This is a genomic window from Pseudoalteromonas sp. SIMBA_162 (assembly GCF_046535955.1).
Taxonomy (GTDB): Bacteria; Pseudomonadota; Gammaproteobacteria; order Enterobacterales; family Alteromonadaceae; genus Pseudoalteromonas; species Pseudoalteromonas marina.
In genome coordinates, this window is the sequence record NZ_JAWJBQ010000030.1 from 1 (window position 1) to 16,127 (window position 16,127).

The following is a 16,127-nucleotide window of genomic DNA, read 5'->3' on the forward strand; positions in this document are numbered from 1 at the left end:
GTAGTGAAACGAAACAGCGCCGATGATAGTGTAGCATTTGCTATGTGAAAGTAGGACATTACCAGGCTTCAAATAAGAGAAACCCGTTACAGCAATGTGACGGGTTTTTTGCTGTCTGCAGGAAAGTAATCTCTAAAGCGTCGCGTCTCCTAAGCGAAGCGCCTCTTTGTGAACAGTGTTTTGGTTATTCAATACACTGGCCTATGATAGGCAACATTTGCAATGTGACTCTCCACCGCTGTGGGCACCACGACATTAACAGGCTTCAAATTGTACAAAGCCCGACTAGCAATAGTCGGGATTTTTTACGTCTGTAGAAAAGTGATTTAGCAAAAAGCCAAGACCCTATGGCGAACTCAGTAGCGGTCGCTCTTTCACAGCCTGTGCTCCCGGCATTTGTATTCCTATACATCATGCAAAACTGCGCGAAAGCAAGCCCTTCAAACGCTGACACGATTCAACAGCTTCCTGTTTCCCTTAGCAGTAGCGAATAAAAGCTAATATATTTTTAGAACTTAATACAGTTGTGTTGGCATTACTTTGAAGAGAATATGTCTTTTTAGAAGGTTTGGCTTTATTTGCTCTCTTTTTGGCTGAGTGAATTTGTTTATAAATCTAGAGTTTTAATTAAATCAACATTGTATGAGAGGCTAAATCTATAAGTATCAATATATCACAGTAACAAATATAATTTTGCTTTGTTACTTGCTTTGATTTAGGATCAAATCAGTTTAAAACCAAGAACTAACATACAGTGTATAGATTATTAATAAGCATAATATCCATTTTAATTTGTTTTTCTGTTTCAGCAGTTGAAGTCACTGATCTATATCAAGATATTCTAAAAGTTGATGATAAATCAAGAGATACTCGATTAGCGGCAAGCCGTAAAGCTTTACTTAATGTTTTGGTAAAAGTAAGTGGTGATGAAACGGCGGATAAAAATCGATTAGCTCAACAGCGCACTAAAGATATCTCTGATTACATGCTTAAATTTGAATACGATGAGCGTACTGAAGGTCAATTAAAATTAATTGTTAAATTTGAAGCACGAAAAATTAATGCGCTTATAAAAGAATTAAGTCTACCTCTATGGGGTTCACAACGTCCGTTAGTCGCTATTTGGCTAGGTATTGAAGATAATTGGCGAAGAGAGCTAGTCACACAAGAGAGCTATCCACAGCTTGAACAATTAATTTACGATAATGCCCGAAGACGTGGCTTACCTGTTGTTGTGCCATTACTGGATTTACAAGATAGACGTTTAGTAGGAATACCCGAGGTGTGGGGTAATTTTTCAGGGCCTATAGAAGAGGCGTCTCAGCGGTATAGTGCTGAAAGAAGTATTACGGCCAAAATGTACAAAGATAATAACAGTAATAACTGGGTTTTAGATTGGCGATTCACAAATGATGATTTGTTTGATGAAAATCGTTTAGTTGGTGATAAACAACAAATTGTTAGTCAAATGATAGATACACTAGCTAGAGGGCTAGCAAGTGAATATGCTATTGATCCCAATGCATACTACGAGCAAGCTTCAGCTATTTTAACTTTAAAAGGGGCCGAAAATTTTGTAGATGTTGAACTAGCTAAAAGACGTTTACAGAGTTTAAGTGTAGTTACACAGGTTACAATTGCTCGAAAAACGACTGAGTTTGTTGAATACAAATTGAATCATACAGGCGATGTTACAGATTTAAAAAAAGCGCTTGGTCTTGATTCTGCTTTTAAAGATTATGTTGACCCTCGCGCTTTCTATCATGTTGTTGACAAAAACAGCCTTGAATATCAATGGATAAAACCATAGTGCTAAGTCATGAACCAATGCAAATGGCGTTGCCTGTTACTTTGCCAGATGACGAGACGTTTGCATCGTACTTTGGTGGTGAGGACTCATTAGAAGTTAATCATCTAAAAGCGAGCTTTTCTGAGTTGGCAAATTCATTTCAGTATACTTACTTGTGTGGATTGGGAGATTCGGGTAAGTCTCACTTGTTATACGCTACGTGCATAAAAGCGCAAGAACGTGGCCTTTCTAACATGTTACTTTCTATGCGAGAGATTATCAATTTTGGCCCTATGGTGCTCGATGGACTGGAAGCGCTTGATGTATTGTGTATAGATGATGTCCACTTAGTGGCAGGCAACGATGCCTGGGAAAAGGCCCTGTTTAATTTTTTTAATCGCTTTAACGAACCCGGTAAAATGTTAGTCGTAACCGCAGACCTGTTACCAAATATGTTAAATATCTCACTTCCTGATTTAGAATCTCGTTTAACTTGGGGAACCACCTTTCAAATACGTTCAATGAGTGATGATGATAAAGCGCAGGCGCTTGTTAAGCGGGCACACATGCGTGGGCTTGAGTTAAGCGATGAATGTGCACGCTTTTTACTAACGCGTCTAAGTCGAGATATGCGTGCTTTACTCGATGTATTAGACAAATTAGATCATGCATCTATGGCAGCACAGCGAAAATTAACAATTCCCTTTATAAAATCAACGTTAAAGCTCTAGTAGGTCTAGAATCTAGACCCCGCTTTCAGTTATCATTAGTCAATTAAATTGTAATCACCTTCTGCGAAAGATCAGGTATCGAATGAACTTAGAAAATATATTAGCGCAAGCACTTGAGGCGGTAGCCAGTGCCAGTGAAACCGCGCAACTAGAAGAGATCAGGGTTAACTACCTTGGTAAAAAAGGCGAAATCACTAGCTTACTTAAAACACTGGGTAAAATTGCTCCTGAAGAACGCAAAGAAGCAGGCCAGGTAATTAATCAGGCTAAGCAAGATGTGCAAGCTGCAATTAACGATAAGCGTGAGCTTTTAGCAAGCAAGGCACTAGAAGAAAAGCTAGCCGCTGAAACAATTGACGTTACTTTACCTGGGCGTGTGATGACTACAGGTGGATTACACCCAGTAACACGTACAATTGAGCGTATTGAAAGCTTTTTTGGTGAGTTAGGTTTCGAGGTTAAATCAGGTCCTGAGATTGAAGATGATTTTCATAACTTTGATGCTTTAAATATCCCTGAACATCACCCTGCGCGCGCTGATCACGATACCTTTTATTTCAATCCTAAATTAGTATTGCGTACACAAACAAGTGGCGTGCAAATTCGTACTATGGAAACAGAACAGCCACCGCTACGAATTATCTCACCTGGGCGTGTGTATCGTAACGATTACGATCAGACACATACACCTATGTTCCATCAGGTAGAAGGGTTAATGGTTGATACCGATGTAAGCTTTACTGAGCTTAAAGGTATATTGCATGACTTTTTGCGTAACTTTTTTGAAGAAGATATGGAAATTCGTTTCCGTCCATCATTTTTCCCATTTACAGAACCTTCAGCTGAAGTAGATGTGATGGGCAAAGACGGCAAATGGTTAGAGGTACTAGGCTGTGGCATGGTACATCCAAACGTTCTTAAGTCTGTAGGTATTGATCCAGAGAAATACACTGGTTTTGCATTCGGCATGGGTGTAGAGCGCTTAACTATGCTGCGCTACGGCGTAAACGACTTACGTGCATTTTTTGAAAATGACTTAAAATTCCTAAACCAGTTCCGTTAAGAGTGAAGCAATAAAATGAAATTTAGTGAAAAGTGGTTAAGAGAGTGGGTTAATCCTGCTATTGATACGCAAGCTCTGTCGGAACAGCTTTCTATGGCTGGCCTTGAAGTTGACGGCGTTGAGCCAGCTGCAGCCAAATTTAATGGTGTGTTAGTAGGCGAAGTTGTTGAATGTGGTCAACATCCTGATGCGGATAAACTTCGCGTTACTAAAATTAACGTAGGTGGCGATGAGCTGCTTGATATCGTTTGTGGTGCGCCAAACTGTCGTGAAGGAATTAAAGTCGCGGTTGCAACCGTTGGTGCAGTATTACCTGGCGATTTCAAAATTAAAAAAGCAAAACTTCGCGGTCAGCCTTCACACGGTATGTTATGTGCATTTGATGAGCTAGGCATTAGCGAAGAAGGTGAGGGCATCATGGAGTTACCTAGTGATGCACCCATTGGCGCGGATTTACGTGACTATTTAAGCCTTGACGACAACATTATTGATGTTGATTTAACACCAAACCGTGGTGACTGCCTTGGTATTAAAGGTCTTGCCCGTGAAGTAGGCGTTTTAAACAGCATTGATGTAAACGTATTAGAAATCCCCGCTGTTGCTCCAACGATTGACGACAAAGTATCAATTGAGCTAGTGAACGAAGATGCATGTCCTCGATACTTAGGTCGTGTAATAAAAGGTATAAATCTTGATGCAGAAACACCGTTATGGATGGTTGAAAAATTACGCCGTAGTGGTGTACGTTCAATCGACCCGGTTGTTGATGTAACTAACTATGTATTACTCGAACTTGGTCACCCTATGCATGCATTTGATTTAAGTGCAATTGAAGGTGGCATTAAAGTACGTAGTGCAAATGCAGATGAAGAACTAGTACTGCTTGATGGTAATACAGCTAAATTAAACGAGTCTACACTCGTTATAGCAGATAATGATAAAGCACTTGCCATTGCTGGTATTTTTGGTGGTGAGCAATCAGGTGTTACTGAAAAAACAACAGACATACTGCTTGAAAGTGCGTTCTTTAATCCGGTAGCAATTGCTGGGCAAGCACGTAGTTACGGCCTACATACTGATGCATCACATCGTTATGAACGTGGCGTAGACTTTGCGCTACAACATGACGCAATGGAGCGCGCTACAGCGTTACTGCTTGAAATTGTTGGTGGTGAAGCGGGCCCTGTTGTTGAAGCTGTTGCTGCTGATAAGTTACCAAAAGTAACTGAAGTACGTTTACGTCGTTCACGTTTAGACCGCGTTATTGGTCATCATATTGAAGATGCGAAAGTAACTGATATTCTGACTCGCTTAGGTCTTGATGTTAAAGTAGAAAATGAGAGCTGGAGTGCAGACATACCTAGTTACCGTTTTGATATTCGCATTGAAGAAGATTTGATAGAAGAAGTTGCACGCGTTTACGGTTACAACAGTATTCCAAATGTGGCACCAACTGCAAAACTTAAGATGACCACTCATAACGAAGCGAGTATTGCACTAAGCAAATTCCGCAATACGTTAGTAACACGTGGTTACCAAGAAGCGATTACATACAGCTTTGTTGACCCTAAGGCACAAGCTATTTTGCATCCTCAAAGTGACGCACTTGTTCTACCGCATCCTATTTCAATTGAAATGTCAGCAATGCGTGTTAGCTTAATGCCGGGTCTATTGGCATCTGTTGCATACAACCAAAATCGTCAACAACCACGTATTCGTTTATTTGAGCATGGTCTTAAATTTATAAGCGATGAAAATGCAGAAAATGGTGTATACCAAGTGCCTGTTATTGGTGGCGTTATTACTGGTTTGGTTCATGGCGAACATTGGGTTGAAGAAAAGCGCAATGTCGACTTTTATGACTTAAAAGGGGATGTTGAGGCATTACTTGCGATCACTAACGATGTAAGTCGCTTTGAAATTAAAGCAGAGCAGTCAGATGGACTTCATCCGGGCCAGTCAGCTGTTATTTATGTTGACGGTAAAAAGGTTGGTTTTTTTGGTGCATTACATCCTCAAGCGCAAAAGTCGTTAGATATCAATAACGCAACTTTTGTATTTGAAATTGAAATGTCAGCAATTGAAAAAAGAAATTTACCACAAGCAGAAAGCGTGTCTAAATTTCCTTCAAACCGTCGCGACATCGCGATTTTAGTGGCCGACAGCGTTAAATCTGGTGATATTTTAAACGCTATAGAAAAAGTTGGCGGAAATCAATTGGTTGACCTAAACTTATTCGATGTGTATAAGGGCAAAGGTATTGAGCCAAATTATAAGAGTTTGGCGATTGCTCTAACACTGCAAGCGGTTGATAGAACACTCGAAGAGAAAGATATCAATCTAGTAGTTGATAACGTGGTGGCCGAATTGGCCGAAAAGTTTAATGCATCGTTGAGGGACTAGATATGGCGCTTACTAAAGCCGACATAGCTGAACACCTATTTGAAAAGCTCGGGATCAATAAAAAAGATGCCAAAGATTTAGTTGAAGCGTTTTTTGAAGAAATCCGCTCAGCGCTAGAAAAAGGAGAGCAGGTTAAGCTTTCTGGATTTGGTAACTTTGATCTTCGAGACAAAAAAGAGAGACCAGGGCGTAATCCGAAAACAGGCGAAGACATTCCTATTTCGGCGCGTCGTGTTGTTACCTTTAGACCGGGTCAAAAATTAAAGACTCGTGTTGAAGTGGGCACCAGCAAAGCAAAATAAAAAAAGGCAGCGAAAGCTGCCTTTTTATTTATTCCTCGCTTAACTTTGCTTAAGCGGGGTTTATTATTATCTAAAATTCTCTAGGTGATACAAATTCACCTTCTAATACTTGTTGATAGGTTTGATCGGCAAGTGAATCAAGTCCAGATAAGTTTTTACCAGTACTTAAGAGTTCCTGCTCTATTTCAAATAGATCTATATTTTCGATTCCCGACATTTGCGCTACTTTTGAAAATATATAAGCATGTTTAAATTTATCATGTTTATAAAACAGGCTGATAAGTGATGTGTACACCTCAGGATTGGGTATGCGCCCTTTTTGATTTAACTCTAGCGTTTTATAGAGCAAATCAATCGTTTTTTCGTCATCAAACTTAATGTAATACGACGCTAAAAAAAACTGCATTTCAGCACTTTGTGTAACACTCGGATCGTCTTCTATAGCCAATAGCTTATTTAATGCACCTTGATTATTGTTTCTGGACCAATGGTAATAAAGTAAACCGGGGTGATTTGTATCAATAGTGTCTTGATAAAGGCGCGTCATTTCTTTAATGCTAGTAAGTTGTCCATCTATGCGAGACGTCTTCTTAGCTTTGAGCTTTATGTGCTCAATTTTAGCCGCCAGAGTTATACATTGATTGTATGTTTCAAATTCTTTTAATAATTGATATTTATTTTCATCCGTTGGCTCTTTGTATTCACTGTAACGCTTTAAGATAACTTCAGCACGCTCGTCTTTACAATGGCTGTCTTTGTTTAAATCAGAACAAAAGCCGGGTGTTTCCTTACAAACTTTTGCTAGCGTCACAGGTTCTTCACAACCCGCTAATGTTAGTAATCCAAGTAGTAAACTTGCTCTTTTTAGCATTCCTAAACCCCAAATAAATATCTACGCAGCCATTCTAGCGCAATCATTTAACGCCTAACAGTAGAGAATAACTTCAGATTAAATTAGAATAGCCGTGCCTGAAGTGCATTACTCTCAAAATATAGTGCACTTTTAAAGGCTATCCGTTCAAAATGATAAACTTAGGTAAATAAAATGACCTCATCTCACGAGTTAGAATACACAAATAGTTGGCAAGAGCGCCAAGATTACGCTGAAAGCATGCAACCTATCATTGGTAAACTTTACCGTAATCGTGGTATTGAAATTGCCGTATATGGCCGTCCTCTCGTAAATGCCAGCACTATTGAAATTATTAAATCTCACAAAACTGTTGCGCAATTTGAAGGCACAAAATTACGTTTACGTGAAAGCTTCCCGTTTTTAGAAGCAATCAGTAAAATGGAATTAAACTCTGCTCGCATTGATATTGGTAAGTTAGCATACAGCTATTTATATAGCGACGTTGCTAATGGCCGTTCAGTTGAAGAGTTCGTTAAAGATGAATTGGCAGAAATAGCCGATTCAACAGTGAAAGAACCTCGCGATGTTGTTCTTTATGGTTTTGGTCGTATTGGTCGTTTGCTTGCTCGCTTATTAATTGAAAAATCGGGTCCTTACGCCGATTTACGTCTACGTGCAATCGTTGTGCGTGGCGGTAAAGAAGGTGACCTTGAAAAGCGCGCTAGTTTATTACGCCGCGATTCAATTCATGGTCCATTTAATGGTTCAATCACCATTGATAAAGAGCGCAACGCCATTAAAGCGAACGGCAGTTACATTCAGGTTATTTATGCAAATTCGCCTAGTGAAATAGATTACACCCAATACGGTATCGATAATGCGTTAATTGTTGATAACACAGGTATTTGGAAAGATGAAGCAGGCCTTGGTCAGCATTTAGAGTGTAAAGGTGCAGCTAAAGTATTATTAACAGCACCGGCTAAAGGCAATATTAAAAACATCGTTTATGGTGTAAATAACCAAGATATTTTATCTGAAGATAAAATTGTCTGTGCAGCAAGCTGTACAACAAATGCAATCACACCAACATTAAAAGCGTTAAACGATAAGTTTGGTATTAATAATGGTCACGTTGAAACCGTTCACTCATATACAAACGATCAAAACCTAATTGATAACTATCACAAAGCCGAACGTCGTGGTCGTGCCGCAGCGCTTAACATGGTAATAACTGAAACAGGCGCAGCTAAAGCTGTATCTAAAGCATTGCCAGAGCTTGAAGGTAAGTTAACAGGTAACGCTATTCGTGTTCCTACACCTAACGTATCGCTTGCTATTTTAAACTTAAACTTAGCAACTAATACATCAGTTGAAGAACTAAATGCATTTTTACGCGATACAGCGCTGCACTCAGATTTACGTGACCAAATTGATTACACTGCATCAACAGAAATAGTGTCTACCGATTTAGTAGGTAGCCGTTATGCAGGTGTTGTTGACTCACAAGCGACAATTGTTGACGATAATCGTATTGTATTATACGTATGGTACGATAATGAATTTGGCTATAGCTGCCAAGTAGTACGTTGTATGCGAGATATGGCTGAAGTGTCATTCCCAAGCTTACCACGCTAATGTATATGTAGTATTTAAAAGCCAGCGTTTAGCTGGCTTTTTTAATGTGCAATCATTTTTAAAGTGTATGCCTTGTGCTACGCTTTGCTTATTAAAATACAGTGCGTGTTAGAGTTATAAAATACACTGTATTTACTGCGAGTAGTATTATTCGTGGTGTTAGTTCTGCGAGTTAAAATGCAGATGGGCTTATTCAAATTAAAGGTTTTTTCATGAAAATCAGTAGTAATTTCGACAGTGGTAATATAAAGGTAATTGATGCAACCGATCCGCTTAATATTCAATTAGAGATTAATAACGACCACAACTCTGAATTTTATCAGTGGTTTCACTTTCGATTAGAAACAACGCCTTACCAATTACATAAGCTTAATATTAATCAGCTTGAAAAATCAGCATACCCAGATGGGTGGGAAGGCTATCAAGCAGTCGCATCTTACGATCGCCAAACATGGTTTCGTGTTCCATCAAACTATGAAAATGGCACGCTAAGTTTTGAAATAGAGCCAGAGTGCGGCAGTGTTTATTTTGCTTATTTCGCACCATATAGCTATGACCGCCATTTAGATTTATTGTCGTGGGCGCAAACCCAAGGTGCTTGCCAACTTCAAACGTTGGGTGAAACACTTGATGGGCGCGATATGAGCGTATTAAAAATTGGCGAGCCAAGCGAAGATAAAAAAGTAATTTGGGTAACAGCACGCCAGCATCCAGGTGAAACTATGGCAGAGTGGTTTGTAGAGGGATTACTCCATAAGTTACTTGATGATGAAGACCCACATGCTGCCGCATTGTTATCAAAGGCTGTATTTTACATCGTGCCAAATATGAACCCAGATGGCAGTGTACGTGGTCATTTACGTACTAATGCTAAAGGTGTTAACTTAAATCGCGAATGGCAAACACCTAGTATGGAAAATAGCCCAGAAGTGTATTTAGTCCTCAATAAAATGCGCGAAACAGGCTTAGATATGCACCTTGATATTCACGGTGATGAAGCCATTCCTTATAACTTTGTTGCTGGTAGCGAAGGTATTCCAAGTTACGATGAGCGACTTAAAAACTTAGAAGACAGCTTTAAAGCGGCGTTATTAACAATAACACCAGAGTTTCAAGACGAACACGGTTACCCGAAAGATGAGCCAGGCCAAGCTCTATTAACCGTTGCATCGTCGGCAACGGCTGAAGAGTTTAAAGCGCTTACATATACGATTGAAATGCCATTTAAAGACAATAACGATTTACCAGATCCTGATTACGGCTGGTCAGATCGTCGCTCGTACCAGTTTGGTCAAGACACGTTAGCAGCCATTGTTAATGTGGTAGATACGCTAAGATAGAGTATTGAAAAAAGGCATCAATTATTGATGCCTTTCTTATACACAAACTTAAAATTAATTAATATGTAAAATCGTTTTATAAATCCCTTCAATCAGAAGTCTATTTAAATTACTTTCTATAAATCTCCATTATATTCAAACAAACCAATTGCTGGTTAAATAACCCTCAAATAATACGCCGAAGCGCACGTTTTATCTGTAAATATGAAAATTAAGTGTTAACAAAGTTAGCTCACTTAAGTTAATATCAATAACAATCGAATTAAAGGTAGGCATATTTAAGCCCGATTTTTAATCGTTTCGTGTCGCGCATTCTGAGTAGCTAAAACAGAGTCTCGTAATTCATAATAAAAAATATAACTATAGAGGATATCCATGGAAGCTTTTGTAAGCGCTGTTAATGATGTTGTTTGGAGTAATGCCCTTATTTACTTATGCCTTGGCGCGGGCTTGTTTTATTCTGTATTAACTCGATTTGCCCAAGTCAGACATTTTAAAGAAATGTGTAAATTACTTTTTAGTCCTAACACATCTGAAAAAGGTATTTCTTCTTTCCAAGCACTTGCAGTGTCTCTATCGGGGCGAGTCGGTGTTGGTAACATTGCCGGTGTTGCTGCTGCTATCGGTTTTGGTGGCCCAGGGGCTATTTTTTGGATGTGGGTTGTTGCATTTTTAGGTGCAAGTACAGCCTTCGCTGAATCAACGCTTGGTCAAATTTATAAAGAAGAAGAAAACGGTCAATATCGTGGTGGTCCAGCGTATTACTTTGACCGTTGTTTAAAGCAAAAATGGTTAGCTATCTTGTTTGCTATTTCTGCCGTTGTTGCGTGTGGTGTTTTCCTACCCGGTGTACAAGCAAATGCGGTAGGTAACGCATTTACTCAAGTATTTGGCGACGGTACTATGGTTTCGACCAGCTTTGGCGATGTAGGCAGCTTTAAGCTAGTTGCGCTGGCTATTATTCTTATCGTTTTAGCCTTTATCATTTTTGGTGGTATAAAACGTATTGCCAATTTTACTCAAATTGTTGTGCCATTTATGGCTTTGGGCTACATAGTACTTGCCTTAATTGTTGTGTTTTTACACATCGATAGAGTGCCTGATATTTTTGCTATGATAATAAGCGACGCCTTTACAGCTCAAGCCGGATTTGGAGCTGCAATTGGCTGGGGTGTAAAACGCGGAATATATTCAAATGAGGCGGGTCAAGGTACAGGTCCTCATGCAGCGTCTGCGGCAGAAGTCGACCACCCAGCGCAACAAGGTTTAGTTCAGGCTTTTTCAGTGTACGTAGATACCATCTTCGTATGTACAGCAACTGCACTAATGATTTTACTAACACAACAATACAACATTGTTGGCGAGCTACCAGCTGGTCAATTTATTGTACAAAATGTTGATGCAGCAACTGAAGTTGGCTCTGCAGCATTTACACAAATGGCTTTGTTTAGCGTATTTGGCGGTTTTGGTGAGGCATTTGTAGGTATTGCGTTATTCTTCTTTGCGTTCACTACTATTTTAGCTTACTACTTCATTGCGGAAACAAACATTGCTTACTTAAATCGTTACTTTAAAGGAAGTATTCCACTGGTTATTGTGAAGTTTGTGATCATGTTTATGGTGGCGTATGGAATGGTTAATAGCTCTGGGTATATTTGGAGCATTGGCGACATAGGTGTAGGCTTAATGGCGTGGATCAACATCTTAGGCATTTTAGCTATCTTCTTTGTCGCAAAACCAGCACTGCTATGTTTAAGCGATTACGAAGAGCAAAAGAAAAAAGGTGGTAAAATTACCTTTGATCCAATTAAGTTAGGTATAAAAAACGCTACTTTCTGGGAAAAACGCCTTGAAAAACAATCTAAAGATCCTGAGTAATTTAATACACAGTGTATTTGCAAGTTTGATTGGATAAACGGGTTTAAACCAATAAAAAGAAAGTTACATTATCTGTTATTGCTTTAAATTCAAAAAAGACAACAACAAATAAAACAAGTACAATAAAGGCGCCGCAAGGCGCTTTTTTTATGCGTAGTATGGAGAGATGTATGGCGATTATTCGTTGCCCAAAATGTGCAAAATCAATTTCAGATAAATACAAGCAATGTCCGCATTGCGAAAGTAACATTTCAGAGCTAAATGACGAGCAGGTTCAACAACTTCAGCGCGAACAGCAAATTAAAAAAAAGCAGATGTTTATAAATCACTCTTTCCTAGCACTTATTTTATTTTTGGGTGGTTTTTTCTGTTTATATTTTTTACAACCGCAAAAAGAAACCCTTGAGTGGTATGCTTACACCATCGCCATTGGCGTAGGGTGCATTTGGTATCTTATTAACCGTATTATTTTAGTGACTCTTAAAAAGAAAAGATGACATGAATATCGATAAACTCGTAGAAAATATTACTCCAGAATTATTTGAACGCCTGCAATATGGTGCATCCACTGGCAAATGGCCAGATGGCACTGTGTTATCAGATGAGCAAAAGCAACAAACAGTGCAGTTGGTTATGTTGTATCAAGCAAAGGTGGCTCAATCGAACGAGCAATTTACGATTGGTGCTAATGGTGAAATGATCCAAAAGACAAAAGCGCAACTACAAAAAGAATTCAAATCAGACAACGAAATAGCTAGGTTTAGTGAACATGATCTTTAAGCACCTTTTTACGCCAAAATGGAAACACCCTAAGCAACAGGTACGTCTTGATGCAATTGAAAAGCTAGATACGCAGCGCGATGCAAGTATTTTAAATACACTTGCATTAGAAGACAGCTCTGCAGAAATTCGCCGAAAAGCGCTTCAAAAGGTAAATGATTTACCACTTTGGTGGAAAGCCTATAAGCAAGACCAAGCGTTGAAGGATATAGCTGAGCAGCAAATATCTAACGCGGTTTTAAACAGTGAAAGCACACTAACACCGCAAATTAAAAGTGAATATATAGAACGCTTTGCACCTGTAAAAACATTAGAAAAACTAGCGTTTGCAGAGAAAGAACTAAAAGTTCGCGTTAAATTACTTAAGCGTTTAGCAAACCCAAAATTAGTAGAAAAAGCTTTTAAAGAAGGCAGTGAAGAACTACAAAAGCAGCTAGTGGAGTTAGTTATTAACCACCAGCTTACCAAACCACTTGCTAAACATGCTAAAGGGGAAGCGAAAAGCACCCTTGATACGCATATTGAAAATGAGCGTCTGGCCAAAGAAATGCCACAAGAAGTTGAAAATTCAACGCGCGTTATTTTAGCAAAACTTAATGCGTTACGTGAAAAAACAGACTTTGCGTTGGTAAACCCACAAGCTGCTGAATTAATGGCTCAATGGCAAGCATTAGAGCTTAAATGGTTATCAGCAGAGCGTATAAAATCGCTAGATGAAAAGTACATAGCTATTACCAGCAAGCTTGATACGCACATAGCGCAACTTAAAGCTGAGCACGATAAAGAACAGCAACGCTTAGCATTAAAACAGCGTCAGTTATTGGCATTAGCAACGCTTGAAGCATTAAGTGATGAAATTGAAAATGCGCTTCAATTAGGTTTAGAAACCCCAGAGCAAATTCAACAAGATTGGCTTGACGCTAAAGTAGCCCAAGCAAAACAAGCGATCGCAGAGACTGAGCTTGAAAATAACGCACAGTCTAAAGCGGTAATCACAAGGCTTGAGACTTTATTTTCACAAGTGGCTAAATTACCCGAACTAACAACGGTAATTGCGCAATATAAAGAGGCATTGACCGCCTTACAACAAATTGAACCAGCGCAAAGCATTGAGCAATATGACGATATTCTTTCAGCGTTTAATCAAGCGTTTAAAGAAGCGCGTGGGCATATAGCTATGCTTGACAGCGCACTGCAAGGCAAGTTTAAAACTGAGTTAAACGCGCATAAAAAGCAGTTTTTAGTACCAATGAATGAGTTAGTTAAACCGCTTGAAAAAAATCAAAGCCAAGCAAAGCGAAAAGCTCGTGATGTTAAGCGCTTAATTGAAGAAGGCCGCTTCAATGTGGCATTTGGTGTATTTAAAGGTTTTGAAGAGCTATTTAATACATTAACAGCACGCTACCAGCAACCGCTTGAAAATATTAAAGCAGAGCTAGAGCAGCAGCTTGCTGACGCAAAAGATTGGCAAAAATACGCCGCTGCACCAAAGCGTGTTGCGTTACTTGAAGAAGTAGCCGCGTTAACCGAGCAAGAATGTACCGACCCGCAACAACGTGCAGAACAAGTAAAAATGTTTCGCACACGTTGGAATGAGCTTGGCCGTTTAGATACAGATGAAGAAAAACAACAAGGTGTTCAGTTTGACGAACATATTGAATTGTTGTTTGCACCTTGTCGTAGTTACTTTGCCGAGCAAGAAAAAAACCGCGATGCAGCTAAGTTGCAACGTGAAAGCATCATTACTGATATGCACGCGCTTAGCACAGAGCCTACTAGCGAAGAAGGCTTTGATTGGAAACAGTTTGAAAGCCAATACAATAGGCTAAATAAAGCATGGCGCAGTGTAGGAAAAGTTGACCCTAAAACATATCGAGTTTTAAATGAACGCTATAAAAATGAGCAACAACAGGTGCTTGGTTTATTAAATGCGTTTCATAAAGGTAATGCTGCGCTTAAAAATGATTTAGTAGAACAAGCACAGCAGTTATCACAAAGTGACGACTTAGCAAGTGCTTGCCAGACGTTAAAGCAAATGCAGCAGCAATGGCAAACAATTGGCTTTGCGGGCTTGAAAGCCGAAAATGCGTTGTGGCAAAAGTTTCGTCAATATAACGATGAAGCATTTAGTAAGCGCAGCACTGAATTTGAGCAACAAAAGCTTGAACAGAATGAGTCAGACAAACAAGCCGCTGCAGAGCTTGCTGAATTAGAAGCGGTACTAGAGGCGGTTGAACAACGTGCGCAACTTCATGACCTAGAAACGAAGGTAAAGGGTTATGCACAATTCAGAACGCTTGCGCCAAAAGTGGCTACTTTGCTTAAAGCCATAGATGAAAAAGTGTCATTGCTTATGACTAAATCAGAGCAGGCTAACTTAGATGCTTTACTTAACGCGCTTCAAAATAATGAAGAAATACCTGCTCAGTATCAAGCACCGCTAAAAACAACGCTTAACGAAGAGCAACTTGTAACGCGTATGGAAATTTTAGCAAATGTGAGTTCGCCAAATGCATCACTTAGAATGGCAGAGCAAGTTGCTATGCTTGATGATAAGCATCGTGGTGATCATGCTGATTTAAATTATTATTTAAAACAGTTGCTCGCGCTCAGTAACGGTTCAGTTGAACCTGACACACTAGCTCGATTAAAGACGACACTTGCAGCTTAATCATTAACATTACTTTAAATGTTGATTAAAATTTTAAAAGGCCGCTTAAAAAGCGGCTTTTTGTATCAACCAAACAAAGGATTTACCATGAGATTTTTATTACTTATTACTACGCTTTTTTTAACTGCCTGTAATAGCACGCAAGGTGTATCGGTATATTCATTTACAAATGCTGAAGTAGAAAGCGTATTAGCTAAGGAGTTGCCAAAGTTAAGCGAAAAAGTAAAGCTAATGGGATTACCTGTTCAGCTTAACGTTAATGATTTAAGTGTTGATATAGGGCCAGATAATCGTGATGTTGTTTTACTTGGCGCTGACTCTAGCGCAGAGATCAACGCTTTTGCACTTAAGTACCCAATTCGTTTAAAGCTTCAAATAGAGGGCAGCCCATTTTACGATAGCGAGAAAAAAGCAGTGTTTTTGCGTAATATTAAACTACTGGGCTCAAGCGTTGATGCTGGTGGCTTTAGAGGCAACATTGGCGCGCTTGACGATCAAGCAATGGGTGTAATCAATACCTTTTTGGCTAACAACCCTGTATATACGTTAAACATGAACGATCCTAAAATGATGCTATTGAGCAAATTACCACTCGATATGAAAATATCGCAAGGTGCAATTAAACTGGTTCCTAAATTATAAATAACCAGCCTAATCAGATCGGCCTGCCTTAATTAATCGT

Annotated in this window: 13 protein-coding genes; 12 read left to right on the forward strand and 1 reads right to left on the reverse strand. The window is 39.3% G+C overall.

Translation table 11 applies throughout. The features are described from left to right. The first annotated feature begins 754 nt into the window (after positions 1–754). The 5 genes from R0J88_RS16955 to ihfA all read left to right on the forward strand — a co-directional run bounded on the left by R0J88_RS16955 (position 755) and on the right by ihfA (position 6,288). The gene (locus R0J88_RS16955; RefSeq protein WP_410900509.1) at positions 755–1,810 is read left to right on the forward strand and encodes a DUF2066 domain-containing protein; all 1,056 of its coding nucleotides are present in this window, start codon (positions 755–757) and stop codon (positions 1,808–1,810) included. Next, positions 1,810–2,520: a DnaA inactivator Hda gene (gene hda / locus R0J88_RS16960; protein ID WP_410900523.1), complete on the forward strand. Its 711-nt coding sequence runs from the start codon at positions 1,810–1,812 to the stop codon at positions 2,518–2,520. The genes R0J88_RS16955 and hda overlap by 1 nt, the downstream gene beginning before the upstream one ends. An 82-nt stretch (positions 2,521–2,602) precedes the next feature. Beyond that, complete coding sequence (pheS, locus tag R0J88_RS16965; protein ID WP_410900510.1) at positions 2,603–3,583, forward strand: phenylalanine--tRNA ligase subunit alpha; 981 nt, start codon at positions 2,603–2,605, stop codon at positions 3,581–3,583. 15 nt (positions 3,584–3,598) lie between these two features. Next, on the forward strand, positions 3,599–5,986 hold the full coding sequence (pheT, locus tag R0J88_RS16970; RefSeq protein ID WP_410900511.1) for a phenylalanine--tRNA ligase subunit beta: 2,388 nt from the start codon (positions 3,599–3,601) through the stop codon (positions 5,984–5,986). A 2-nt stretch (positions 5,987–5,988) separates the two neighbouring features. Further along, positions 5,989–6,288: an integration host factor subunit alpha gene (gene ihfA, locus R0J88_RS16975; RefSeq protein ID WP_002960690.1), complete on the forward strand. Its 300-nt coding sequence runs from the start codon at positions 5,989–5,991 to the stop codon at positions 6,286–6,288. A gap of 70 nt (positions 6,289–6,358) precedes the next feature. Here ihfA and R0J88_RS16980 read toward each other — a convergent pair whose 3' ends face one another. Next, positions 6,359–7,159 (reverse strand): DUF2989 domain-containing protein, encoded by an 801-nt coding sequence (locus R0J88_RS16980; RefSeq protein WP_410900512.1) that lies wholly within the window; start codon positions 7,157–7,159, stop codon positions 6,359–6,361. A 174-nt stretch (positions 7,160–7,333) separates the two neighbouring features. Between R0J88_RS16980 and R0J88_RS16985 the strand changes: the two genes are divergently transcribed. The 7 genes from R0J88_RS16985 to R0J88_RS17015 all read left to right on the forward strand — a co-directional run bounded on the left by R0J88_RS16985 (position 7,334) and on the right by R0J88_RS17015 (position 16,087). Continuing rightward, positions 7,334–8,776 carry a glyceraldehyde-3-phosphate dehydrogenase gene (locus R0J88_RS16985; RefSeq protein ID WP_006794496.1) on the forward strand — a complete coding sequence of 481 codons (1,443 nt, stop codon included), beginning with the start codon at positions 7,334–7,336 and terminating at the stop codon, positions 8,774–8,776. Between the two features lie 212 nt (positions 8,777–8,988). Then, positions 8,989–10,116, forward strand: coding sequence for a M14-type cytosolic carboxypeptidase (locus R0J88_RS16990; protein ID WP_058429128.1), 1,128 nt, complete (start codon positions 8,989–8,991; stop codon positions 10,114–10,116). A gap of 375 nt (positions 10,117–10,491) precedes the next feature. Next, a complete protein-coding gene (locus tag R0J88_RS16995; RefSeq protein ID WP_008132031.1) occupies positions 10,492–11,994 on the forward strand; it encodes an alanine/glycine:cation symporter family protein in 1,503 nt (500 codons plus the stop codon). Between the two features lie 170 nt (positions 11,995–12,164). Further along, a complete protein-coding gene (locus R0J88_RS17000; protein WP_008132029.1) occupies positions 12,165–12,491 on the forward strand; it encodes a hypothetical protein in 327 nt (108 codons plus the stop codon). A 1-nt stretch (position 12,492) separates the two neighbouring features. Next, the gene (locus tag R0J88_RS17005; RefSeq protein WP_006794492.1) at positions 12,493–12,774 is read left to right on the forward strand and encodes a YeaC family protein; all 282 of its coding nucleotides are present in this window, start codon (positions 12,493–12,495) and stop codon (positions 12,772–12,774) included. After that, entirely contained in the window at positions 12,764–15,445 is a 2,682-nt protein-coding gene (locus R0J88_RS17010) for a DUF349 domain-containing protein (RefSeq protein WP_410900513.1), read from the forward strand. The genes R0J88_RS17005 and R0J88_RS17010 overlap by 11 nt, the downstream gene beginning before the upstream one ends. An 87-nt stretch (positions 15,446–15,532) precedes the next feature. Next, positions 15,533–16,087: a DUF1439 domain-containing protein gene (locus R0J88_RS17015; RefSeq protein ID WP_410900514.1), complete on the forward strand. Its 555-nt coding sequence runs from the start codon at positions 15,533–15,535 to the stop codon at positions 16,085–16,087. The last annotated feature ends 40 nt before the right edge of the window (positions 16,088–16,127 follow it).